Below are 21,878 nucleotides of genomic sequence, written 5' to 3'. Positions count from 1 at the left end.
CCGTCAGCGCCCGAGGCGGTCCCGGAGTCTGACGCGCGCTCTGCGGATGACGACGTAGGAGATCCTGCCGACGAGGATGGCGCCGAGCACGAGGTAGGGCACCCCGAGGACGGACGGGGCATCGCGGACCAGCGCGCCGACGAGGACCAGGACGACGAAGGCCGCCGAGACCCAGGGCGTCGCCCGGTCGGCCGGCCCTCCGTCGCGGAAGGGGTTGTCCATGCCCGACTCCTCGTTCGCCTCGGCACGTGCCGCCTCCATCCTGCCCGCGTCAGCGCTCCCCGCAGTCGTCCGCCCCGTTCGGAACCGTCACCCCCAGCAGCCGCGCCGCCTCCCCCGTCGTCGTCCGCGCCGATGTCAGTTCCGCCCAGTGGGCCTTCACCCGGGCCGCGACCGTGTCGTGCGGTGCCCGGAGCAGTTCTCGCACGACCTCCGTCTGCTGGGCCGTGACCCCGAGGCTGCCGCCGTCCGGGGTGAGGACCCCGGCCGGACCCTGTGAGGCTGTCGTCGATGCGGAGGTGACGGAAGGTGGCCTCCGGGGTGGGGTCGGTGGCCAGGGCCAGCCACATCGTCGTGACCACCCGGGCGTCGCACATCTCCACCGAGGCCTGCTCGTTGCCCGCCACCAGGACCCTGGCGACCCCGACCGCGAACTCGGGGACCCGGTTGCCACCCCACTGGGTGCCGACCGTGACCGTGCCCCGGGTGCGGCCGGCGGGGAGGGTGGCGTCCGTCGTCAGGTCGGAGATCTCCTCGATGCGCTGGCGGATGGTGTGACGGGTTGTCGCCGCCTCGCCGCCCGCCTCGGACCGCACCCGGTGGACCACTCCCGCCCAGTCGACGGTCCAGCCCTGCCCGTCGGGGTACGCGCAATACCGGGAGCCGTCGCGCTCGACGCACACCTGGAACTTCTGCGGGCTGTCCGCCTCCGCCTTGCGCGCGGCCCGCAACGCGGCGGACTCACCCGGCGTCTGCCCGTACGACGTCGTCGACGACCGTCGGATCGGCGCACCGGCCGCGCAGCCGCGCGGTCAGCCACGGCGCGTACCGCCGGTACAGCTGCTCGAAGGCGCGCCGGTCCGAGTCCGCCGTGATCGCCCGCAGCAGCTCCCCGTCGCTTCTCGTTCCGCTCACGTCTCCTCATCGCACGAGCCCTGCCGAGCGGTTCACGGGTTCCGGGGCCGGTCCGGAAATCCTCGGCCTTGACTTTCCGGACCATCTTGCACCACCCTTTCACTACTCAATTAGTGAAAGGGTGGTTGTACGAGTGGTCGAGTACCGCATCGACCGGCGCTCCGGCGTCGCCACCTACGTCCAGATCGTCCAGCAGACCAAGCAGGCGCTCCGGCTCGGTCACATACAGCCGGGAGACAAGCTGCCCACCGCACGTGAGGTGGTCGAGGCCACCGCGATCAACCCCAACACCGTGCTCAAGGCCTACCGGGAGCTGGAGCGGGAGGGTCTGGTCGAGGCCCGGCGCGGCCTCGGCACGTTCGTGAAACGCGCCCTGAGCACCGCCCCGGCCGAGTCCCCCCTGCACGGGGAGCTGGACGACTGGGCCGTCCGGGCCCGTGAGTCCGGCCTGGACCGGGACGACGTGGCCGCACTGTTCACCGCCGTACTCGAAGAGCACTTCGCCGTGCAGGAGAAGCACTTCCAAGGAGAGACCTCATGACCGACACCGCGATAGCGGCCTCGGGGCTCGGCAAGCGGTTCGGCCGGCGTGGGGGCTGGGCCCTGCGCGACTGCGCCTTCCGGCTCCCCGCCGGGCGGGTGTGTGCCGTCGTGGGCCCCAACGGGGCGGGCAAGTCCACGCTTCTCGCCCTCGCCGCCGGTCTGCTGGGCCCGACCGAGGGCGAGCTGACCGTCCTCGGCGCCACCCCGGCCGAGGCGCGCGGCCGGGTCGGTTATGTCGCCCAGGACAAGCCGCTGTATCCGCAGCTCACGGTCGCCGAGACGCTCCGGATGGGCGCCGACCTCAACCCGGAGCGCTGGGACGCGGCCGCCGCCGAGCACGTCGTGGCCGGCGGCGACCTGGACCCGAAGACCCGTGTCCGCGCTCTTTCCGGCGGCCAGCGCACCCGCGTCGCGCTCGCCCTCGCGCTCGGCAAGCGGCCCGAACTGCTGCTTCTGGACGAGCCCATGGCCGACCTCGACCCGCTGGCCCGGCACGAGCTGATGGGCTTGCTGATGGTGCAGGCCGCCCAGCACGGCACCACCATCGCGATGTCCTCGCATGTGGTCGCCGAACTGGAGGACTCCTGCGACCATCTGCTGCTGATCGGCGGCGGACGGGTCCGGCTGGCCGGCGAGATCGACGACCTGCTGGCCGCCCACACCCGGGTCGACGCCACCGCCGACGCCGACCTCGGCCCGCACACCGTCGTGGAGTCCCGGACCACCGGCCGCCGGCTCAGCGCGCTGGTCCGCCCGGCGGGCCCGCTGCCCGCCGACTGGCGCACCGGCGCCCCCTCCCTGGAGGAACTGGTGCTCGCCCATCTCCGCAACCCCGAGGCCCCGGCCCTGACGGCAGTGGAGGCCGCCGTATGACCACCATGGCCATCACCGCGGGAAGCCCTCGTCTGACCCGCTGGCTGCTGCGGCTGCACCGCCCCGCGCTGTACGTCTGGACCGGCCTGGTCCTGGCCCTCGCCGTCCTGCTCCTCCTCCTGTACGGCCCGCTGACCGACGCCGCGGCCGATGCCTGGCGCCAGTACGACGCCTGCACGGACTGGCGGAAGTGTTCGTACGACCAGAGCGCGATCCTGCGCTACAAGGACTGGTACAACTACGCCACTCTGGCCGTCGCCGCGGTGCCCTTCCTGGCGGCCGCCTGGGCCGGCGGCGCGTTCGGCAAGGAGCTGGAGTCCGGCACCGCCCGGCTGGCCTGGACCCAGTCCAGCACCCCCGTGCGCTGGCTGACCGTCCGGCTCGCGGTACCGGCCGCGGCCGTCGCCGCCGGGACCGGGCTGCTGGTCTGGCTGCACCACCTGGCCTGGGCCGCGGGCAACGGCCGGATCGACACCGCCAAGCAGTGGTACGACGTCTGGACCTTCCACACCAACGGCCCCACCCTCGTCGCCCTGGCCCTGTGCGGCCTGGCCACGGGCGCACTGACGGGCCTGCTGTCCCGCCGCACCCTGCCCGCCCTGGGCCTCGGCCTGCTCCTCACCGGCGCGGTCTGGACCGCCGCCCAGCTGCTCATGCCCCGCCTGTGGCCGACGAGGACCAGCACCGGGAAGGCCTACTTCGCCCTCCCCAACAGTTCCTGGACGGTACGGGAGAGCAAGGGCGCCGGAATCCCCCACGGCGACTACCATCCCGCCTCGCACTACTGGCCGCTCCAGCTGACCACCACCGCCCTGCTCCTCGCCGTGGCGGCCCTGCTGACCGTGGGCTGCTTCCTGGCGCTGCGCCGCCTGACCGGAAAGACGACCGCCTGATGACCGCCCTGTCCCACGCCCCCGGTCCCGCGTCCGCCCAGCGCTCCCTGCGCCGGCTGCACCGCCCCGCGCTGCTCGTCTGGACCGCGTTCGTGACGGCGGCGCTGGGCGGGCTGCTCTGGCTGCACCTTTCCAGGGTGCCCACCGAGCGGTCCTGCCTCGGCTTCCACTTCTCCACCCAGGGCGACCTCCCGGTCTGCGACTACTCCGCGTTCACGGACGCCAACAACGTCTTCAACTTCCTCGGCGAGGCCCTCAGCTACTCCGGTGTCGCCGTCGCCGCCTGGGCGGGCGCCGCGCTGATCGGCCGCGAGCTGGAGTCCGGCACCGTGAAGCTGGCCTGGACGCAGTCGGTCTCCCCGGCCCGCTGGCTGGCCGGCAAGCTGATCACGGCCGCCGTACCGCTGCTCGCCGGGGGCGGGCTGCTGGCGCTGGCCTTCGGCTGGGTGTGGACCGCGGACAAGGACGCCCTGGTCACCAACTGGACCTTGGACCGCGTCTTCATCCCGCGCGGCCCGCTGCTGCCGGCCCTGCTGCTGCTCGGCCTCGCCGTCGGCGCGCTCGCCGGGATCGCCCTGCGCCGCACCCTGCCGGCGCTGGCCGTGGCCGCCGCCGTGACCCTGGCGATCAGGCTGTATCTGCGCGCGGCGTGGAAACCGCTGCACGGCCCCCTGCACGGCTTCTGGGCCGTCCACCTCTCGGCCACCGCCATGGTGCTCGCCCTTGCCGCGGCGGCCACCACCGGCGCGTTCTCCCTCTTGCGCCACCAGGCCCGCTGAGGGACCGTCGGACCCGTGCGTCCCCCCGTCGGCGGAAGGGCGCACGGGGTCCGTGGGAAGGACGTACACGAACGTCGCTTTCGTGATCCCGAAGGCCGCCACGGCCTGATCTTCGACGTCCGCGAGCCTCCCGCAGCTATCCCATACGCCATGTCTTCGTAACCATTGGTTCAGGCTGGCTTGCGACGCTCAGCCAATGAAGCCCGCCGTGCCAGAGCCTTCGCCGCCCCCGCAGGGGTTCGCGGGAAACGGGGTCGTTCAGCTCCCTCCCGCACGTTCCGACGCGCCTGTCACGCCCGGTGCGCGGAACAATGGGGTCATGAGTCAGCAGAACGCCCAGGCAGAGGTCCAGCACACACAGCCGTCCGTAGGCTCCATAGCCGCGCACCGCCCGCACACCGTCGCCGCCGCGGTCTCCGACCTGGAACCCGACATCGATGCCGACCTCGACGCGTACGAGGAGTCACCGTACGACGGGCCCCAGCTGCCCCAGGGGCGCTTCCTCGACCGGGAGCGCAGCTGGCTCGCGTTCAACGAGCGGGTGCTCGAGCTCGCCGAGGACCCGAACACGCCCCTGCTGGAGCGGGCGAACTTCCTGGCGATCTTCGCCAGCAACCTGGACGAGTTCTTCATGGTCCGGGTGGCCGGCCTGAAGCGCCGTATCGCCACCGGCGTGGCCACGCGGTCCGCCTCCGGGCTCCAGCCCCGCGAGGTGCTGGAGATGATCTGGGCCCGCTCCCGTGAGCTGATGGCCCGGCACGCCGCCTGCTACCACGAGGACATCGCCCCCTCGCTCGCGGAGGAGGGCATCCACCTGGTCCGCTGGGCCGAGCTGACCGAGAAGGAGCAGGCGCGGCTCTTCACGCTCTTCCGGCACCAGATCTTCCCGGTCCTGACCCCGCTGGCGGTCGACCCGGCGCACCCCTTCCCGTACATCTCCGGCCTCTCCCTGAACCTGGCCGTGGTGGTACGCAACCCGGTCAGCGCCCACAAGCACTTCGCCCGGGTCAAGGTGCCGCCGTCGCTGTCCCGCTTCCTGGAGTGCAGCCCGGGCCGCTACGTCCCCATCGAGGACGTCATCGGCGCCCATCTGGAGGAGCTGTTCCCGGGCATGGAGGTCGTGGAGCACCACGCCTTCCGCCTCACCCGGAACGAGGACCTGGAGGTCGAGGAGGACGACGCCGAGAACCTTCTCCAGGCCCTGGAGAAGGAGCTCATGCGGCGCCGCTTCGGGCCGCCGGTGCGCCTGGAGGTCGAGGAGTCCATCGACCGTGAGGTCCTCGACCTGCTGGTCCGCGAGCTGAAGATCAGCGAGGCCGAGGTCTACCCGCTGCCCGGCCCGCTGGACCTCACCGGTCTCTTCCGCATCCACGGCCTGGACCGGCCGGAGCTGAAGTACCCCAAGTTCATCGCGGGCACCCACCGCGACCTGGCCGAGGTCGAGTCGGCGTCCGCGCCCGACATCTTCGCGGCGCTGCGCGAGCGGGACGTCCTGCTGCACCACCCGTACGACAGCTTCTCGACGTCCGTGCAGGCCTTCATCGAGCAGGCCGCCGACGACCCGGACGTCCTCGCGATCAAGCAGACCCTGTACCGGACCTCCGGCGACTCCCCGATCGTCAACGCGCTCATCGACGCCGCCGAGGCCGGCAAGCAGGTCCTCGTCCTGGTCGAGATCAAGGCCCGCTTCGACGAGCACGCCAACATCAAGTGGGCCAAGCGTCTGGAAGAGGCCGGCTGCCATGTCGTCTACGGCCTGGTCGGGCTGAAGACCCACTGCAAGCTGTCCCTGGTGGTCCGTCAGGAGGGCGAGACGCTACGGCGCTACTGCCATGTCGGCACGGGCAACTACCACCCGAAGACAGCCCGGCTGTACGAGGACCTCGGTCTGCTCACCGCCGACCCGCAGGTCGGCGCGGACCTGTCCGACCTGTTCAACCGCCTCTCCGGCTACTCACGCCGGGAGACGTACCGCCGCCTGCTGGTGGCCCCCAAGTCGCTGCGCGACGGACTGATCGCGCGGATCAACAAGGAAGTACAGCACCACCGGGCCGGCCGTCCCGCGTTCATCCGCATCAAGGTCAACTCGATGGTCGACGAGGCGATCATCGACGCCCTGTACCGCGCGTCCATGGCGGGCGTGCCGGTCGACATCTGGGTCCGCGGTATCTGCGCGATCCGGCCGGGCGTCACGGGCCTGTCGGAGAACGTCCGGGTCCGTTCGATCCTCGGCCGCTTCCTGGAACACTCCCGGGTCTTCGCCTTCGGCAACGGCGGCGAGCCCGAGGTGTGGATAGGCAGCGCCGACATGATGCACCGCAACCTCGACCGCCGGATAGAGGCGTTGGTCCGGGTCACCGACCCGGCTCATCGAGCCGCGCTCAACCGGCTCCTCGAAACCGGTATGTCCGACTCCACCTCCTCCTGGCATCTGGGGCCGGACGGCGAATGGACCCGGCACGCGACCGACGCGGACGGACAGCCCCTGCGCAACATCCAGGAGATGCTCATAGACGCCCGGAGGCGCCGGCGTGGCACAGCAACACCTTGAACCGACGGACCCCACCGCCCGGGTGTCCCCCACTCTCGGCTCCGCTCGAGCGGGAGGTGCCCCCATCGGGGACGCCCTCGCGGGCTACCTGCGCGCCCAGGCCACGGAGTTCCTCCGCGCGCTGCGCCTGCACCGGGAGACCGGGACGGCGAGCGCGGCGGAGGAGTCCGTCGACGCGGCCCGCGCGCTGCGCCGCTCGGCCCGGCGCATCAGCGGGAGCCTGCACACCTTCCGCCCCCTGCTCGAGGCCGACTGGTCGGAGGAGATCCGCCCCGAACTGGCCTGGCTGTCGGGCACGCTGGGACTTGAGCACGCCTACGAGGCACGGCTGGAGCGCCTGTTGCTGGCACTCCACCGGCTCTCGGGCTCGACGACCCTGCCGAGCCAGGCCACTTCGGAGGCCGCGACCGAGCGCGGCAACCTCACCGTAGGCGCGGCCAAGGCGGGCGCCCTCCTGGACCGCCAGCTCACCCTTGCCCGCACCCGGGCCCACTCCACGGCCCTCCAGGCGCTCGGCTCCTCCCGCTTCCACGCGGTCGCCGACAAGGTCGCGGTCCTGGCCAGCGAGGTCCCGCTCACGGCGGCGGCCCCCACGACGGACCTGCGCCCCCTCGCCTCGGCGGCCGAGGAGCGCCTCACCGACGCCATCGCGGCCCTTCCCCTGGTCACCGCCGGCCACCCCTACAACGCGGAGGCCCTGGTCCACGGCCTGTCCCCGGACCCGTCCCCGCATCCCCAGGACGGCCCCTGGCACCAGGTCCGCCTGCTGCTGCGCCTGCACCGCTACGCCCGCGAGGTGCTGTGCGGCGAGGGCGCGCCGGTGGACGTACGGCTGCTCTCGGCCGGCCAGGCCCTGAACCGGCACCGCGACGCCTCGGAAGCGGCGGCGGCGGCCGCGGCGGCGGCCCGCACCCCGCGCATCGCCCCGGCGACGGCCTACGCCCTCGGCGTCCTCCACGCCGACCAGCGGCACGAGGTGGAGGCAGCCCGGTTCGCCTTCCAGCAGGCGTGGCAGAAACAGCGGCTGGAGGCGCTGTGAACGACACCCCGGTCCTGGCGGCCGGCTGCGTCCTGTGGCGCCGCTCACCGGTGGACGGAGAGCTGGAGGTCTGCCTCGTCCACCGCCCCAAGTACGACGACTGGTCCCACCCCAAGGGCAAGCTCAAGCGCGGCGAGGACGCGGCGGCGGCCGCTCTGCGCGAGGTCGAGGAGGAGACCGGCTACACAGCCCACCTCGGCAACGAACTCTCCACGGTCCGCTACTACGCCAACGGCCGCCCCAAGGAGGTCCGTTACTGGGCCGCGGAAGCGGGAGAGGGCCACTTCACCCCGAACCACGAGGTGGACAGGATCCTGTGGCTGCGCCCGGCCGAGGCATGTCAGCGGCTTACCCAGCCGAGAGATGCCGAGCTGGTGGACGAACTACTGGCCTCACTGCACAACACCCAGTGAAAGAGGGCAGGACCGCGGCTCACCCCTCGGCTGTGTGCCCTGACCCATCCGTCCGCGCCAGGCTTCTCGCCCGCCGCGCGGGCCCCCGCCACCCACACGTACACCGCGCGTAACAGAACGGCCCGTGCTCAACCAGGCTCGTACGGTGGTCCTGCCCCTGCAAGCCCCGATCGGAACAGTGCTTCTCCGCCACCCTGACAACGTTACCCAGCCCCGGTAAAGAGCCGGTATGCGTGACGGCCCCACCCACCCCTCGTTAACCGGAACGACAGGGGGCCCGTGACGGACGTACCGGCTGGGGGTAGGCAGGCGATGGATCGGCGGCAGCACAGGCGCGCTGGAAAGACGGCCGTCACCGTAGGGCTCGTGGTCGGCCTCGGCGCATGCGCCACCGGCTGCGGCGGCGCATCCGCCGAAGGCGCCGGCGGCGGCCCCGGCGACAACTCGGTCACCGTCCTGAAGCGCGCGGCGGACACCCTGCGCGGCGCCGCCACCTCCAGGGCGACGACGTCGATGGAGATGGCGACCGGCGGCACCCGGGTCACCATCCGCGGCAAGGGCCTCTACGACTACCGCAACCAGCTCGGCGAACTCACGGTCGTGCTCCCGCAGGACCCCGCCGGTACCCCCGAGCACCGCCCGATCACCGAACTCCTCGCCCCGGGTGCGCTGTTCATGAAGAACAGGGGCGCCGGGGTGCCCGCCGACAAATGGGTCCGCGTGGAGACCGCGAGCCTCTCCGACGGCAACCTGGTCACCGGCGGCGCGACCGACCCGTTCGCCGCGGCCGAGCTGCTGCTCGGCACCCGCACCGCGACCTACCTGGGGAAGACCGAGGTCGCCGGGGTCGAAGTCCGGCACTACCGGGGCACCGCCGACCTCGCGGCCGCGGCCCGCGCGGCCTCCGCCGGCAACCGGCCGGCCCTCGCCGCCGCGGCGAAAGGGTTCGCCACGGCCGAGGTTCCGTTCGACGCGTACCTCGACGACCAGGGCCGTATCCGCAAACTGCGGCAGCGGTTCAGCTTCGTCAACGACAGCAGCAAGGGTACGGTCGCGGTCGCCTCGACGACCCTGCTGTACGACTTCGGCACTCCGGTGGACGTAAAGTTGCCGCGTTCTCAGGACATCTACGCGGGGCGGATCGCCGAAAACCAGTCAGCGCACTAGTCCGGGATCGGCTCTGTGCAACCTGTGAACTAGCCCGTCCGTGCCATGCGCGTTGTGTAGACCGCTCCCTACTCTAGGAAGTCGGTGACGGCAGAGAAGAGGTGATGCACGTGGCTCCGGTCGGCGGTACGGCAGTTCAGGACCACGTGGCCCTCGCCGAGATCGAGCTGTGCGGAGAGCTGATCATCGCGGCGTCGGCCGCCGAGGAACGACTCAGCCTGGAGAGCATCGACGAGGTGCTGAGAGTGGCCGAGGAGCGCGTGGACGGCTGACTTCGGTCAGGTCCGCAGCAGCCGGGCGATGGCCTGGGTGGCCTCTTCCACCTTCGCGTCGATCTCCGTCCCGCCCTTGACGGCAGCGTCCGCGACGCAGTGCCGCAGGTGTTCCTCCAACAGTTGCAGGGCGAAGGACTGCAGGGCCTTGGTGGAGGCGGAGACCTGGGTGAGTATGTCGATGCAGTAGGTGTCCTCGTCGACCATGCGCTGCAGGCCGCGGATCTGGCCCTCGATCCGGCGCAGCCGTTTGAGGTGTTCGTCCTTCTGTTTGTGGTAGCCGTGCGTGGTCGCCGGAGCCCCGTTGCCGGAGGGCTTCGTCGCGCCGGCCTCGGTGGTCGTCATCGCGTCCTCCGCATTGCCGATACATATACCCCTGGTGGGTATATGGTAACGAACTTTGCTGGGTATAGGGCCCTCGGGACGCCCCCGTACTGATCACCATGCCCGATGGGCGACACTGGAGGGCGGCCCATTAGCCGTGGCCGGATGATGCGCCTAGCATCAGCCTGACCGAAACCCATGCATACCGAGGACCCCAAGTGCGCTTTCGTCTGACCCCCAGGGAGACGAGCTTCTACGACATGTTCGCCGCGTCCGCGGACAACATCGTCACGGGCTCGAAACTCCTGATGGAACTGCTCGGGGCGGACGCGTCTGCCCGGGCCGAGATCGCAGAGCGTATGCGGGCAGCGGAACACGCGGGTGACGACGCCACGCACGCGATCTTCCACCAGCTGAACTCCTCGTTCATCACGCCCTTCGACCGCGAGGACATCTACTCCCTCGCGTCCTCCCTCGACGACATCATGGACTTCATGGAGGAGGCCGTCGACCTGGTCGTCCTCTACAACGTCGAGGAGCTGCCGAAGGGCGTCGAGCAGCAGATCGAGGTGCTGGCGCGGGCCGCCGACCTGACGGCCGAGGCGATGCCCCACCTGCGCACGCTGGACAACCTCACCGAGTACTGGATCGAGGTCAACCGCCTGGAGAACCAGGCCGACCAGATCCACCGCAAGCTGCTCGCCCACCTCTTCAACGGCAAGTACGACGCGATCGAGGTGCTGAAGCTCAAGCAGATCGTGGACGTCCTGGAAGAGGCGGCGGACGCGTTCGAGCACGTGGCGAACACGGTGGAGACCATCGCCGTCAAGGAGTCCTGAGGCGTCGATGGACACCCTCGCGCTCATCGCGACCATCCTGGTCGCACTCTTCTTCACCTACACGAACGGCTTCCACGACTCGGCGAACGCGATCGCGACCTCGGTATCGACGCGGGCGCTCACCCCCCGGGCGGCGCTCGCCATGGCCGCGGTGATGAACCTGGTCGGCGCGTTCCTCGGCAACGAGGTCGCCAAGACGGTCAGCGAGGGCCTGATCCGGACACCCACGGGCTCGACGGGAATGGGCATCCTCTTCGCCGCACTCGTCGGCGCGATCGTCTGGAACCTCGTCACCTGGTACTTCGGCCTGCCCTCCTCGTCCTCCCACGCCCTGTTCGGCGGCCTGGTGGGCGCGGCCCTGGCCGGCGGCACGCAGGTTCTCTGGAACGGCGTCGTCGGCAAGATCATCATCCCGATGTTCCTGTCGCCGGTGGTCGGCCTGGTCCTCGGCTACCTGGTGATGACGGCCATCATGTGGTTGTTCCGCCGGGCCAACCCGCACAAGGCGAAGCGGGGCTTCCGCATAGCGCAGACCGTCTCCGCGGCCGGCATGGCCCTCGGGCACGGCCTCCAGGACGCCCAGAAGACGATGGGCGTCGTCTTCATGGCACTGGTGATTTCCGGCCATGCGACGTACGCCGACTCCATCCCGGTCTGGGTCAAGATCATCTGTGCCGTGATGCTCTCCCTCGGCACCTACGCCGGCGGCTGGCGCATCATGCGCACGCTGGGCCGCAAGATCATCGAGCTGGACCCCCCGCAGGGCTTCGCGGCCGAGGCGACGGGGGCCTCGATCATGTTCACCACGGCGTTCCTCTTCAAGGCGCCGATCTCCACGACCCACGTCATCACCTCGGCCATCATGGGCGTCGGCGCGACGAAGCGCCTGAACGCGGTCCGCTGGGGCGTGGCCAAGAACATCGTCATGGGCTGGTTCATCACGATGCCGGCGGCGGCCCTGGTGGCAGCGGCGGCATTCGGCCTCGTCGACCTGGCGTTCCTGTAGCCACGGAACACGGGACCGGTGAGGCCGCGACGACTCTGCGAGCAGGAACGATTCACCTCATGGCCGGCAACGGTCTCGGGGACTTCGTTGCCGCGGCGATGGCGCGGCGGCCGGGCACGGCGGAGCGGGTGTCGACCGTCGTGCTCGTCGGCGACGAGGGCCGGGCCGTGCGCGAGCCGGCCGGCGGCGCGGACGGCGTCGTACGCCTCACCCCCGCCCTGCTCGAAACCCTCCCACAGGACCTGGACTGGGTCCGGGCGGCGTACTCGGCGCCCGTCGAGCTGGTGCTGCTGGACCGGGAGCTGCCGACCGCGGCCGCCCTCGACGTGCTGACCGCGCTCCGGCGGGAGTACGGCGACCCGGGTGTCGAGGTGCTGTCCGTCGGCGGACCGTTCCGGTGCTCCTGCGGGTCGGCGGTGCGGTTGCTGCCTCCGGGCCCCGCCGGGGACGCCGTGCAGGCGCTGCTCGCGCCGCTGGGCCACTTCACCGTCTGTCTCGTGGGCTCCGGCGACGGCTCCCCCGGGTCGGCCGCGGACTACTGGACGTTCGTGTCCGGGCTGACCTCTGCGGAGGGGACGACGGTCGAGGAGGGCGTCGCCCGGGAGTTCGCCACGTATGTCGTGCACGACTGCTCGGACTCCCTGGCCCTGGTCTGCGCGGGGGCGCTGGGCTTCCAGGGGGGCGTGGGGACCTTTCCCGACGGGGAGATCGCGCGGGTGGATCGGAGTGCGGCCTCGGTGGTCCGGTTCGCGGCAGCGGACGAGCCGCTGGCGCTGGCGCCGCATGTGTGCGCCGCCGACACGGCAGCCGGGCGGGCGCACCCGGGCACGGCCGGCGGCAGGCCTGACGCGGTGACCTGGCGCCGGGCCGGCGCAGGCCATGCCGCTGACCGGCCCGCATGCCGCTGAGCTCAGGCCAGGAACCGGCCGCTTCCCCCGTCCACAGGGTGTGGACCCCGCACTGACCTCCGCCCGGACACACAGACGGGCCCGCCCCCGGGAGCCAGGGGCGGGCCCTTTTGCATCCTCGCGGTGGCACCGCCATGCAGCACCGCGAGGGGTCGGTTCCGGCTTAGCCGAAGCGGCCGGAGATGTAGTCCTCAGTGGCCTGGACCGACGGGTTGGAGAAGATGCGCTCCGTGTCGTCGATCTCGATCAGCCGGCCGGGCTGACCGACGGCGGAGAGGTTGAAGAAGGCGGTGCGGTCGGAGACACGCGCGGCCTGCTGCATGTTGTGCGTCACGATGACGATCGTGAAGCGCTCCTTGAGCTCACCGATCAGGTCCTCGATGGCGAGGGTGGAGATCGGGTCGAGCGCGGAGCAGGGCTCGTCCATGAGCAGCACCTTCGGCTCGACCGCGATCGCGCGGGCGATGCACAGACGCTGCTGCTGACCACCGGAGAGGCCGGAGCCCGGCCTGTTCAGGCGGTCCTTGACCTCGTTCCAGAGGTTCGCACCCTTGAGCGACTTCTCGACGATGTCGTTGAGCTGGCTCTTCTTGTAGTTGCCGTTCAGCTTCAGACCCGCGGCCACGTTGTCGAAGATCGACATCGTGGGGAACGGGTTCGGACGCTGGAACACCATGCCGATCTCGCGGCGCACCGACACCGGGTCGATACCGGCGCCGTAGAGGTTCTCGTCGTCGAGGAGGACCTTGCCCTCGACGCGGCCGCCGGGGGTGACCTCGTGCATGCGGTTGAGCGTGCGCAGGAACGTCGACTTGCCACAGCCGGAGGGGCCGATGAACGCCGTGACGGTGCGCGGCTCGATGTTCATCGAGATGTCCTCGATGGCCTTGTGGGAGCCGTAGTAGGCGGTGAGCCCGCTTACGTCGATTCGCTTGGACATTACTTCTTCACTTCCAGACAGTCGGTCGCTGTAAGGCCGCGTCAGCGACCGGTCTTGGGGGCCTTCCAGCGGGCGATGCCGCGGGCCACCAGGTTCAGGATCATCACGAAGGCGATCAGCGTGAGCGACGCCGCCCAGGCACGGTCGTACGCGGCGTTGGCACCCGCGCTGTTCGCGTACTGCTGGTAGATGAACAGCGGCAGCGACGACTGTGCACCCTCGAAGGGGTTGTTGTTGATGAACGGGTTGCCGAACACCAGCAGCAGCACCGGAGCGGTCTCACCCGCGATACGGGCGATGGCCAGCATGACACCGGTGGTGATACCGCCGATGGAGGTCGGCAGGACCACCTTCAGGATCGTGCGCCACTTCGGCACGCCGAGGGCCAGCGAGGCCTCGCGCAGCTCGTTGGGGACGAGCTTGAGCATCTCCTCGGTGGAGCGGACCACGACCGGCATCATCAGGATGGCCAGGGCCAGCGATCCGGCGAAACCGAAGGGCTGCATGTCGAAGATCAGCATGAGGCTGAGGATGAACAGACCCGCGACGATCGACGGGATACCGGTCATCACGTCGACGAAGAAGGTGACCGCCTTGGCGAGTCGGCCGCGGCCGTACTCGACGAGGTAGATCGCGGTGAGGATGCCGATCGGGGCACCGATGACGGTGGCGAGACCGACCTGCTCCAGCGAGCCGATGATCGCGGCGTAGGCGCCGCCGCCGGCCTCGGAGTCGGCGACCACACCCATGGAGTGGCTGAGGAAGTAGAAGTCCAGGACCTTCACACCGCGCGAGATGGTCACCCAGATCAGGGAGACCAGCGGGATCACGGCGACGATGAAGGCGACCCAGACCAGGGAGGTCGCGATCCGGTCCTTCGCCTGCCGGCGGCCCTCGACCTTGGCGGCGATGCCGTAGGTGCCGAGGACATAGAGAAGGGCTGCGATCAGACCCCACTGGATCTTGCTGTCCAGGCCACCGACGAGGCCGATGACCACGCCGAGGACGATGGATCCGCCGATGATGGCGTAGGGGGACCACTTGGGGAGGGTGGCGCCTTGCAGGGTGCTGGGGCGCTTGACTGCTGCGGTGCTCATGCGTTGGCCCCCGAGTACTCCGCGCGGCGGGTGATGATCACGCGGGCCGCGCCGTTGACCAGCAGGGTGATGACGAACAGGACGAGACCGGACGCGATCAGCGCGTCACGGCCGTCGGCGGTCGCCTCGCTGAACTTGCTGGCGATGTTCTGGGCGAAGGTGCCGCCGCCCGGGTTGAGCAGGCTGGCGTGGATCTGGAAGTCCGGGGAGAGCACGGTGGCGACGGCCATCGTCTCGCCGAGCGCGCGGCCGAGGCCGAGCATCGAGGCGGAGATCACGCCGGAGCGGCCGAAGGGCAGCACCGACATGCGGATGACCTCCCAGCGCGTGGCGCCGAGGGCGAGTGCCGCTTCCTCGTGCATCTGGGGGACCTGGCGGAAGACCTCGCGGCTCACGTTGGTGATGATCGGCAGGATCATGATCGCGAGCAGGATGCCGACGGTCAGCATCGAGCGCGGCGCGCCGCCGTCCCAGGAGAAGATCCCGGTCCAGCCGAAGTACCTGTCGAGCCAGCCGAACAGGCCGGTCATGTGCGGTACGAGGACCAGCGCGCCCCACAGGCCGTACACGATGGACGGCACCGCGGCGAGCAGGTCGATCACGTAGCCGATGGTGCCGCCGAGCCTGCGCGGCGAGTAGTGCGTGATGAACAGCGCGATGGCGACGGCGATCGGGACGGCGATGGCCATGGCGATGATCGAGGAGACGACCGTGCCGAAGGCCAGGACCGCGATACCGAAGGTCGGCGGGATGAGGTTGGTGTTCCACTCGAAGGTGGTGAGGAAGTTGCCGTGGTCGCGGCTGATCGCGAGGGCGGCACGGTAGGTGAGGAAGACCGCGATCGCGGCCATGATCACCAGCAGCAGGATGCCGGACCCACGGGAGAGGCCGAGGAAGACCCGGTCACCGGCGCGGGTGGCACCGCGGGCGTTGCGCTTCTGCTCGGCCGTGCTGGGCTGTGGGGTGGGGGGCGATGCGTCTGTTGTCTGTGTGGATATGTCCATCGGGTTCTCCGGTCTGCGGAGCCGCCTTGGGGGGCGGCTCGGAGGAGCCGTACACCCCAGCTGCTCGAGGGGCATACGGCTCCGGGCGGCGGTGCACCGGACGGTGCGGCCGGGTTCCTTGCGGAACTCGGCCGCACTCGCGGATCTTTAGCTGAGGCCCTCGATGGTGGTGCGGACCTTGGTGATGATGTCGGCGGGAACGGGGGCGTAGTCGATCGTGGAGAGGACCTTCTGGCCGTCCTCGCTGGCGATGTAGCGCAGGAACGCCTTGGTCGCCGGGAGGGTGTCGGCCTTGTTGCCCTTGTCGCAGACGATCTCGTACGTGACCAGGGTCATCGGGTAGGCACCCTCGGCCTTGGTCTTGTAGTCCAGCTGCAGCGCCAGGTCCTTGCCGGTGCCGACGACCTTGGCGGCCGCGATGTCGGCGGTGGCGGACTCGGTGGACGGGGCGACCGGCTTCTTGGCACCCGTGTCGATCGAGACGGCCTTGATGCCGTCCGAGACGTAGGAGAGCTCGAAGTAGCCGATGGCGCCGGAGGTCTGCTTGACCTGCTGGGCGACACCCGCGGACTGCGGAGCGGACTGGCCGCCCTTGGCCTGCCAGGCCTTACCGCCCGAGTACTTCCAGTTGGACGGGGTGGCGGCGATCAGGTACTTGGTGAAGTTGTCCGTCGTACCCGACTCGTCCGAGCGGTGGAACGCCTGGATCTTGAGGTCGGGGAGCTTCGCGCTGGGGTTCAGCTTCTTGATCGCCGCGTCGTTCCACTTGGTGATCTTGCTGTCGTAGATCTTGGCGATCGTCGGCGCGTCCAGGACCAGGTTGTCGACACCCGGGACGTTGTAACCGAGGGCGATCGGGCCGCCGACCATCGGGAGGTCGATGCCCTGGCCGCCGGAGCAGACCTTCTTGGAGGCGGTGACCTCTTCCGGCTTCAGCGCGGAGTCGGAACCGGCGAAGGCGACCTGGCCCTGCGTGAAGGCGGTCACACCGGCACCGGAACCGGAACCCTTGTAGTTGATCTGCACACCACAGGCCTGGGAGAAGTTCTTCACCCAGGCGTCGATCGCGTTCTTCTGCGCGGAGGAGCCGTCCGCGAGCAGCTGACCCTTGGCGTTGTCACACTTGATCGAGCTGCTGCTGGAGGCCGTGGCCGACGCGCTGTTGGAGCTGCTGGCGCCGTTGTCGTCCGAGCCGCACGCCGTAAGGGCCAGGGCGCCGGAGACAGCGACAGCACCGAGAGACAGGGCGCGCAGCCGGTTCTTGCGCTGAAGCTTCACTTTCGGGAGTTCCTTCCAGGGGCGCCACCTTCGGCGGCGTGCGAAGTATTCGTGATGGGTGAGGGCCTCCTGACTGGGCATTTATGACCGCTCACCACATCGGGTAGGGCCGAAATTAGGCAGAACAGGTGAAGCCGCCGATGGCCATAGGTAAACGGAGGGTGAACCCCTGCCGTCAACCCGGTTAGGTCACGGAATGCTTACGGTGCGGGCACATGCAGGTTCCAACCGCCGGGTTACCCGAACACGGCTTCGACGTTCGCCATCACAGCCGTTACGACGTCACAGCGTTCGTTGCACCGGACGGGAACCCGTGTGCGACGGACGCCGTCTCGTCCCACGAAAGCCGACGAAAGGCACGGGCATGGAACGGCGTACCTTCATATCGGGCGGAGCGGCCACCCTCGCGGCGACCGCACTGACGGGGTGCAGCTCCGGCGGCGCCACCGCGTCCCACGCAACCGGCGCGCCACTCGCGTCCACATCCTCTCGTACGGCGCTGAAGACCACCAGCGCAGCGGCCGCGGCCAACTGGACCGCCCTGGCCCACGCCCTGGACGGCACCCTGGTCCGTCCTGCCGACGCGAGCTGGAAGACGGCCCACCGGCTCTACAACACCCGCTTCGACGGACTGAAGCCGTCGGCGGTGGCGTACGTGGCCCACGCGGACGACATCCGCACCACGCTGTCGTACGCCCAGGCCCACGGGCTGAAGATCGCGATCCGCAACGGTGGCCACTCCTACGCGGGCTACTCCTCGGGCGACGGCCGCCTGATCCTCGACGTCTCCAAGCTCAACCGCATCCGGGTCAGCGGCGGCACGGCGGTCGTCGGCGCCGGCTCCAAACTGATCGACGTCTACCGCGGCCTCGCGGCCAAGGGCGTGACCATCCCGGCGGGCTCCTGCCCCACCGTTGGTGTTTCCGGCCTGGTCCTTGGCGGCGGCCACGGGGTCGCGTCCCGCGCGTACGGCCTGACCTGCGACAGCCTCACCCAGGCGACGCTGATCACGGCGGACGGCACACAGGTGGTCGCCAACGCGACGACGAACAAGGACCTCTTCTGGGCGCTGCGCGGAGCCGGCAACGGCAACTTCGGCGTCGTGACGGAGCTGCAGTTCAGGACCCACCCCACCCCGCAGGCCGTGACGGCATACCTGACCTGGCCCTGGTCGAAGGCGGCGCAGGTGCTCACGGCCTGGCAGGAGTGGGGCCCCTCCCAGCCGGACGAGATCTGGTCCTCCCTCCACCTGGAGGGCTCCGGCGGCACGCCCCGTATCTCGGTGGCCTGCTTCTCGATGGGCACGTACGGCGAACTCCAGAACGCGGTGGACGCCCTCGCCCACAAGGCGGGCGCCAACGCCTCCTCCGTCTCGCTGCGCCGCCACGGCTACGAGGAGGCGATGGAGATCTACGCCGGCTGTTCCTCCTTCTCCACCCAGGCCCAGTGCCACCTCCCCGGCTCCACGCCGGGCCGCTCCACGTCGGGCAGGCTCGGCCGCGAGACGTACGCGGCCCGCTCCGACTTCTTCGACCGCTCGCTCTCGGCGGCCGGCATCCAGACGGCCCTGAAGCAGATCAGCTCGGTCCGCGGCGGCGCCGGCAGCATCGCCTTCACAGCGCTCGGCGGCGCGGTCAACCGGGTCTCCCCGACGGCGACGGCGTTCGTGCACCGCCGGTCGCGGATGCTGGCGCAGTACATAGTGTCGTGGGGGGCGGGCGCCTCCGGCGGTTCGGGCCAGACGTGGCTGAACGGGGCGCACACGGCGATGAAGCCGTACGCCTCCGGTGCGGCGTACCAGAACTACACCGACCCGACGCTGACCGACTGGAAGAAGGCGTACTACGGGGACGCGGCGACACGCCTCGGGACGGTGAAGAAGCAGTACGACCCGGCACGGTTCTTTTCGTATCCGCAGGGGTTGTGAGAGTTCTTCGGCCGCGGGTGCGTGGGGGCTGATCGCGCCCACGCGGCGTTAGCCGCAAATCGGTACAGCCCCGCGCCCCTCACGGGGCACGTCGTAGCTGCACCTACGCCGCCAGGTCCCGTTCCTCCGACTCCACCGGAGGGCGGGCCCCCGTCACCAGCCCCACCGTCGCCGAACGCCTCCGCACGATCCAGCCCACCCTCGGCGACCCCTCCACCGCCTTCGTCACGGGCGTGAGCAGCGCCGTGGCCAGCGGGGACAGCAGAAGCACGACGGCCGTACCCAGCGCGAAGCCGCCCACCACGTCCGTCGGGTAGTGCACCCCCATGTACACCCGGCAGAACCCCTCCACCAGCGCCAGCCCTATCCCCGCCAGCCCGAACTTACGGTTCGCGACGAAGAGCCCGACCCCCAGGGCCATGGTGATCGTCGCGTGGTCGCTCACGAACGAGTAGTCGGTCTTGCCGGAGACCAGGACGTCGAGCCCCTGGTGGGTGAGGAACGGCCGGGGCCGCTCGACGAACCCGCGGATGGGAACGTTCACGAGGACGGCGATCGCGGCGGCGAGCGGTGTCCACAGCAGCGCGGCCATGGTGGACGCGGCGTCCTCGTCCCCACGGCGCCGCACGGACCACCAGCACCACACCACCAGCAGCACCATCGCGACCAGCAGCCCGTACTCCCCGACGAACTCCATGCCGCGGTCGAACCAGTGCGGTGCGTCCTTGGCCAGGCCGTTGATGTCGTAGAGCAGGTCGACGTCGGGATCGGATCCGGATTCGGCGAGTACAGCCATCGTGCGTGCGGCCCCTTCGTCGTCGTCCCGGACGCACCTCGTGTGCGCCGCTCGCTGCCACCCCCGTGGTCGGCTACGTCAACAGGAACGCACGGCCTACGTCCCTACGTTCCACCATCCACCGAATGATCACGCAGACGTTATCGAAGAGAGACACAAAGCCCCAGCTCAGGGGGTGGGTTATACGCTCCGTTCACACCGTGGTGGGCAGCGCTTTCGCGCCATCCTCGGTTACCCGGGTGGCCCCGAAGTAGTCGGCGCCGTCGATGGGATCGAACCGGATGACCGCCCCCGTGTACGGTGCGTCGATCATGTAGCCGCCCCCCACATAGATTCCCACGTGGTGGATGGCCCGGGAGTTGGAGAGGTCGGTGGAGAAGAAGACCAGGTCTCCCGGCAGCAGTTCGTTCCGCGACGGGTGCGGCCCGGCGTTGTACTGGTCGTTGGCGACGCGCGGCAGGGTGATCCCCACGCTCGCGTACGCGGCCTTCGTCAGCCCGGAGCAGTCGAACCGGCCGCCGTCCTGAACTGTGCCGTTACCGCCCCAGAGGTAGGGGGTGCCGAGCTTGTTCTGGGCGTACTCGATGGCACCGGCGGCCTGCTTGGTCGGGGAGAGCCGGCTGACGGGCGCGGCGAAGCTGTCCTCGAGGGTGGTGATCGTCTTGACGTAGTTCTGGGTCTCCTTGTACGGCGGCACACCCTTGTACTTGATGACCGCGTACGCCCCCGCGTTGTAGGCGGCGAGCATGTTCTCGGAGATGTTGCCGGGGACGTCCTTGACGTACGAGGCGAGCTGGCAGTCGTAGGAGGCGGCCGACGGAATCGCGTCATTCGGGTCCCAGACGTCGCGGTCCCCGTCCCCGTCGCCGTCGATACCGTGGGTGGCCCAGGTCCCCGGGATGAACTGAGCTATCCCCTGCGCGGCCGCAGCGCTCTGCGCCGTCGGGTTGAACCCGCTCTCCTGATAGAGCTGCGCGGCAAGCAGGGCAGGATTGATCGCGGGGCACAGATTGCCCCACTTCTGCACGATGGTGGAGTAGGCGGCCGGCACGGCTCCCTTGGCGAGTGCCCTGGTGGCACCGCCCGCGCCGTTGAGCAGGTTCCCGGCGACGACGTACACCCCGACGACTAGCAGCATGACGAAGCTCAGCCCGAGCCCGACCGCCGCGCCACCGATCACCCATACTTTCCGCACGCCCCAACCCTCCCCCATGGCGGGGCTGTTCAAGGCCATTTCGGCCGAGAGTGGCGCTATTTCACAGCAAGACGGCGCACATGACGCCGTCTCAGTCGCCTACGGCGTCCTTGTACAGCTCGGCGGCCTCGGTCCCGAGCACCACGCTGTACGACGTATCGGCGGTCGCCCCCCCTTGTTCATGCCCGCCCAGCACCCCGACCACGTCATGGTCCCCGTTCACCCAGGGACTCCCGCTGGTGCCCCCCGTGAACTCAGGGCAGTTGATGCGCTGTTGCGTGGCGCTGTGGGCGACGGGCTTGTTGGTGCAACTGATGGGTACCTCACGGGAGTCGGGATAGCCGGTGACGGTGACGGCGGTGGCCCCGGTGGCCATACCGGCGACGAACCGGTTGGCCCCGGTCACGTCCTCGACCCGCTTGCCGCCCCGCTCGTCCACGACGGCGAAGGCGACATCACTGTCCTCGTCCTGCCCGTGCGCCCACCCGTCGGGCAGATACCGCCGCCCCACCTTCCACACCCCGTACGGCGCCTGCCCGTCCCGGTACCCCGGCACGAAGACGAGCCCCGTGGCGTCGTCCCCGTCGACGCAGTGCGCGGCGCTGACGATCAGATCCCGCCGCGGGCTGCGCACGACTGAGGCGGTGCAGAAGTGGTTGCCGGCCAGGCTCCCGGCCTTGTCGGCGCTGAACAGCGCCCCGACCCTCGCGCTCTCCGCGGTCGTACCGACCACCGCGGTCACCCCGAAGGGCCCGGGGCCGTCATCGGCGGCCGCCACGGAGGCCGAGGTGGCGGCGAGCACGACCGCAACGCCGAGCGCGATACGGCGCGAAACGGAAGAGGTGCGTGAGGTGCGCTTCATCAGGCCCCACTGTGTCTCACAAAGGTGAGAAACGGTTC

The 21,878-nt window shown here is 70.0% G+C and carries 24 protein-coding genes and 1 pseudogene; 14 read left to right on the top strand and 11 right to left on the bottom strand.

All coding sequences use genetic code 11. The features are described from left to right. Window positions 1-3: 3 nt before the first annotated feature. Entirely contained in the window at window positions 4-222 is a 219-nt protein-coding gene (locus ABTY98_RS27990; protein ID WP_352223777.1) for a hypothetical protein, read from the bottom strand. Window positions 223-271: 49 nt separating this feature from the next. Then, complete coding sequence (locus ABTY98_RS27985; protein ID WP_352223776.1) at window positions 272-427, bottom strand: hypothetical protein; 156 nt, start codon at window positions 425-427, stop codon at window positions 272-274. A gap of 101 nt (window positions 428-528) precedes the next feature. On the opposite strand from ABTY98_RS27985, the gene ABTY98_RS27980 reads away from it, so the two are divergent. After that, window positions 529-777, top strand: a complete 249-nt coding sequence (locus ABTY98_RS27980; RefSeq protein WP_352223775.1) for a hypothetical protein — start codon at window positions 529-531, stop codon at window positions 775-777. A 198-nt stretch (window positions 778-975) separates the two neighbouring features. Here ABTY98_RS27980 and ABTY98_RS27975 read toward each other — a convergent pair. Beyond that, window positions 976-1,134 (bottom strand): annotated as a pseudogene (locus tag ABTY98_RS27975) (RNA polymerase subunit sigma-24); the annotation flags it as partial. A gap of 133 nt (window positions 1,135-1,267) precedes the next feature. Between ABTY98_RS27975 and ABTY98_RS27970 the strand changes: the two are divergent. From ABTY98_RS27970 to ABTY98_RS27930, 9 genes are all read left to right on the top strand, one after another. Beyond that, complete coding sequence (locus ABTY98_RS27970; RefSeq protein ID WP_352223774.1) at window positions 1,268-1,675, top strand: GntR family transcriptional regulator; 408 nt, start codon at window positions 1,268-1,270, stop codon at window positions 1,673-1,675. Continuing rightward, on the top strand, window positions 1,672-2,550 hold the full coding sequence (locus ABTY98_RS27965) for an ABC transporter ATP-binding protein (RefSeq protein WP_352223773.1): 879 nt from the start codon (window positions 1,672-1,674) through the stop codon (window positions 2,548-2,550). Before ABTY98_RS27970 ends, ABTY98_RS27965 begins: the two co-directional genes overlap by 4 nt. Then, a complete protein-coding gene (locus ABTY98_RS27960; protein ID WP_352223772.1) occupies window positions 2,547-3,443 on the top strand; it encodes an ABC-2 membrane transporter-related protein in 897 nt (298 codons plus the stop codon). The genes ABTY98_RS27965 and ABTY98_RS27960 overlap by 4 nt, the downstream gene beginning before the upstream one ends. Continuing rightward, a complete protein-coding gene (locus tag ABTY98_RS27955; protein WP_352223771.1) occupies window positions 3,443-4,222 on the top strand; it encodes an ABC-2 membrane transporter-related protein in 780 nt (259 codons plus the stop codon). The genes ABTY98_RS27960 and ABTY98_RS27955 overlap by 1 nt, the downstream gene beginning before the upstream one ends. A gap of 319 nt (window positions 4,223-4,541) precedes the next feature. Beyond that, window positions 4,542-6,773 carry an RNA degradosome polyphosphate kinase gene (locus ABTY98_RS27950; protein ID WP_352223770.1) on the top strand — a complete coding sequence of 744 codons (2,232 nt, stop codon included), beginning with the start codon at window positions 4,542-4,544 and terminating at the stop codon, window positions 6,771-6,773. Then, complete coding sequence (locus tag ABTY98_RS27945) at window positions 6,754-7,812, top strand: CHAD domain-containing protein (protein WP_352223769.1); 1,059 nt, start codon at window positions 6,754-6,756, stop codon at window positions 7,810-7,812. The genes ABTY98_RS27950 and ABTY98_RS27945 overlap by 20 nt, the downstream gene beginning before the upstream one ends. Then, a complete protein-coding gene (locus tag ABTY98_RS27940) occupies window positions 7,809-8,225 on the top strand; it encodes an NUDIX hydrolase (RefSeq protein ID WP_352223768.1) in 417 nt (138 codons plus the stop codon). The genes ABTY98_RS27945 and ABTY98_RS27940 overlap by 4 nt, the downstream gene beginning before the upstream one ends. Before the next feature lie 312 nt (window positions 8,226-8,537). Continuing rightward, complete coding sequence (locus ABTY98_RS27935; RefSeq protein ID WP_352223767.1) at window positions 8,538-9,392, top strand: SCO4651 family lipoprotein; 855 nt, start codon at window positions 8,538-8,540, stop codon at window positions 9,390-9,392. A gap of 104 nt (window positions 9,393-9,496) precedes the next feature. Next, window positions 9,497-9,664: a hypothetical protein gene (locus ABTY98_RS27930; protein ID WP_352223766.1), complete on the top strand. Its 168-nt coding sequence runs from the start codon at window positions 9,497-9,499 to the stop codon at window positions 9,662-9,664. Between the two features lie 6 nt (window positions 9,665-9,670). Here the strand turns inward: ABTY98_RS27930 and ABTY98_RS27925 are convergent, their stop codons facing one another. Further along, window positions 9,671-10,009 (bottom strand): metal-sensitive transcriptional regulator, encoded by a 339-nt coding sequence (locus tag ABTY98_RS27925; RefSeq protein ID WP_351708846.1) that lies wholly within the window; start codon window positions 10,007-10,009, stop codon window positions 9,671-9,673. Between the two features lie 197 nt (window positions 10,010-10,206). Here ABTY98_RS27925 and ABTY98_RS27920 point away from each other — a divergent pair, with 197 nt between their 5' ends. From ABTY98_RS27920 to ABTY98_RS27910, 3 genes are read left to right on the top strand one after another with little or no spacing between them, the layout of a single operon-like run. Beyond that, complete coding sequence (locus tag ABTY98_RS27920; RefSeq protein ID WP_352223765.1) at window positions 10,207-10,827, top strand: DUF47 domain-containing protein; 621 nt, start codon at window positions 10,207-10,209, stop codon at window positions 10,825-10,827. Window positions 10,828-10,834: 7 nt separating this feature from the next. Further along, window positions 10,835-11,833, top strand: a complete 999-nt coding sequence (locus tag ABTY98_RS27915) for an inorganic phosphate transporter (RefSeq protein WP_352223764.1) — start codon at window positions 10,835-10,837, stop codon at window positions 11,831-11,833. A gap of 59 nt (window positions 11,834-11,892) precedes the next feature. Beyond that, entirely contained in the window at window positions 11,893-12,741 is an 849-nt protein-coding gene (locus ABTY98_RS27910; protein WP_352223763.1) for a hypothetical protein, read from the top strand. 163 nt (window positions 12,742-12,904) lie between these two features. Here the strand turns inward: ABTY98_RS27910 and pstB are convergent, their stop codons facing one another. The 4 genes from pstB to pstS all read right to left on the bottom strand — a co-directional run bounded on the left by pstB (window position 12,905) and on the right by pstS (window position 17,060). Continuing rightward, window positions 12,905-13,681: a phosphate ABC transporter ATP-binding protein PstB gene (gene pstB / locus ABTY98_RS27905; RefSeq protein WP_352223762.1), complete on the bottom strand. Its 777-nt coding sequence runs from the start codon at window positions 13,679-13,681 to the stop codon at window positions 12,905-12,907. Between the two features lie 41 nt (window positions 13,682-13,722). Continuing rightward, window positions 13,723-14,778 (bottom strand): phosphate ABC transporter permease PstA, encoded by a 1,056-nt coding sequence (gene pstA / locus ABTY98_RS27900; RefSeq protein WP_352223761.1) that lies wholly within the window; start codon window positions 14,776-14,778, stop codon window positions 13,723-13,725. Further along, complete coding sequence (gene pstC, locus ABTY98_RS27895) at window positions 14,775-15,782, bottom strand: phosphate ABC transporter permease subunit PstC (protein WP_352223760.1); 1,008 nt, start codon at window positions 15,780-15,782, stop codon at window positions 14,775-14,777. Before pstC ends, pstA begins: the two co-directional genes overlap by 4 nt. Window positions 15,783-15,929: 147 nt before the next feature. After that, a complete protein-coding gene (pstS, locus tag ABTY98_RS27890; RefSeq protein WP_352223759.1) occupies window positions 15,930-17,060 on the bottom strand; it encodes a phosphate ABC transporter substrate-binding protein PstS in 1,131 nt (376 codons plus the stop codon). A gap of 364 nt (window positions 17,061-17,424) precedes the next feature. On the opposite strand from pstS, the gene ABTY98_RS27885 reads away from it, so the two are divergent. After that, the gene (locus tag ABTY98_RS27885; RefSeq protein ID WP_352223758.1) at window positions 17,425-18,987 is read left to right on the top strand and encodes an FAD-binding oxidoreductase; all 1,563 of its coding nucleotides are present in this window, start codon (window positions 17,425-17,427) and stop codon (window positions 18,985-18,987) included. A 103-nt stretch (window positions 18,988-19,090) separates the two neighbouring features. On the opposite strand, the gene ABTY98_RS27880 is transcribed toward ABTY98_RS27885, so the two are convergent. The 3 genes from ABTY98_RS27880 to ABTY98_RS27870 form a co-directional block, all read right to left on the bottom strand. Further along, entirely contained in the window at window positions 19,091-19,783 is a 693-nt protein-coding gene (locus ABTY98_RS27880) for a phosphatase PAP2 family protein (RefSeq protein ID WP_352223757.1), read from the bottom strand. A gap of 193 nt (window positions 19,784-19,976) precedes the next feature. Then, window positions 19,977-20,996 carry a C40 family peptidase gene (locus tag ABTY98_RS27875; protein WP_352223895.1) on the bottom strand — a complete coding sequence of 340 codons (1,020 nt, stop codon included), beginning with the start codon at window positions 20,994-20,996 and terminating at the stop codon, window positions 19,977-19,979. A 73-nt stretch (window positions 20,997-21,069) separates the two neighbouring features. Beyond that, entirely contained in the window at window positions 21,070-21,840 is a 771-nt protein-coding gene (locus tag ABTY98_RS27870) for a trypsin-like serine peptidase (protein WP_352223755.1), read from the bottom strand. Between the last annotated feature and the right edge of the window lie 38 nt (window positions 21,841-21,878).

This window comes from Streptomyces sp. NPDC096040 (genome assembly GCF_040303265.1).
GTDB lineage: Bacteria > Actinomycetota > Actinomycetes > Streptomycetales > Streptomycetaceae > Streptomyces.
This window is presented reverse-complemented; position numbering and strand designations above follow the sequence as displayed.

What these genes read in the sequence shown, in the direction of transcription:
- ABTY98_RS27955 (WP_352223771.1), top strand. Translation starts at nt 3,443, where the DNA reads ATGACCGCCCTGTCCCACGCCCCCGGTCCCGCGTCCGCCCAGCGCTCC.
- ABTY98_RS27885 (WP_352223758.1), top strand. Translation starts at nt 17,425, where the DNA reads ATGGAACGGCGTACCTTCATATCGGGCGGAGCGGCCACCCTCGCGGCG.
- ABTY98_RS27880 (WP_352223757.1), bottom strand. Translation starts at nt 19,783, where the DNA reads ATGGCTGTACTCGCCGAATCCGGATCCGATCCCGACGTCGACCTGCTC.
- ABTY98_RS27990 (WP_352223777.1), bottom strand. Translation starts at nt 222, where the DNA reads ATGGACAACCCCTTCCGCGACGGAGGGCCGGCCGACCGGGCGACGCCC.
- ABTY98_RS27870 (WP_352223755.1), bottom strand. Translation starts at nt 21,840, where the DNA reads ATGAAGCGCACCTCACGCACCTCTTCCGTTTCGCGCCGTATCGCGCTC.
- ABTY98_RS27960 (WP_352223772.1), top strand. Translation starts at nt 2,547, where the DNA reads ATGACCACCATGGCCATCACCGCGGGAAGCCCTCGTCTGACCCGCTGG.
- ABTY98_RS27935 (WP_352223767.1), top strand. Translation starts at nt 8,538, where the DNA reads ATGGATCGGCGGCAGCACAGGCGCGCTGGAAAGACGGCCGTCACCGTA.
- ABTY98_RS27875 (WP_352223895.1), bottom strand. Translation starts at nt 20,996, where the DNA reads ATGGGGGAGGGTTGGGGCGTGCGGAAAGTATGGGTGATCGGTGGCGCG.
- pstA (WP_352223761.1), bottom strand. Translation starts at nt 14,778, where the DNA reads ATGAGCACCGCAGCAGTCAAGCGCCCCAGCACCCTGCAAGGCGCCACC.
- ABTY98_RS27965 (WP_352223773.1), top strand. Translation starts at nt 1,672, where the DNA reads ATGACCGACACCGCGATAGCGGCCTCGGGGCTCGGCAAGCGGTTCGGC.
- ABTY98_RS27930 (WP_352223766.1), top strand. Translation starts at nt 9,497, where the DNA reads ATGCACGTGGCTCCGGTCGGCGGTACGGCAGTTCAGGACCACGTGGCC.
- pstB (WP_352223762.1), bottom strand. Translation starts at nt 13,681, where the DNA reads ATGTCCAAGCGAATCGACGTAAGCGGGCTCACCGCCTACTACGGCTCC.
- ABTY98_RS27925 (WP_351708846.1), bottom strand. Translation starts at nt 10,009, where the DNA reads ATGACGACCACCGAGGCCGGCGCGACGAAGCCCTCCGGCAACGGGGCT.
- ABTY98_RS27910 (WP_352223763.1), top strand. Translation starts at nt 11,893, where the DNA reads ATGGCCGGCAACGGTCTCGGGGACTTCGTTGCCGCGGCGATGGCGCGG.
- ABTY98_RS27950 (WP_352223770.1), top strand. Translation starts at nt 4,542, where the DNA reads ATGAGTCAGCAGAACGCCCAGGCAGAGGTCCAGCACACACAGCCGTCC.
- ABTY98_RS27915 (WP_352223764.1), top strand. Translation starts at nt 10,835, where the DNA reads ATGGACACCCTCGCGCTCATCGCGACCATCCTGGTCGCACTCTTCTTC.
- pstC (WP_352223760.1), bottom strand. Translation starts at nt 15,782, where the DNA reads ATGGACATATCCACACAGACAACAGACGCATCGCCCCCCACCCCACAG.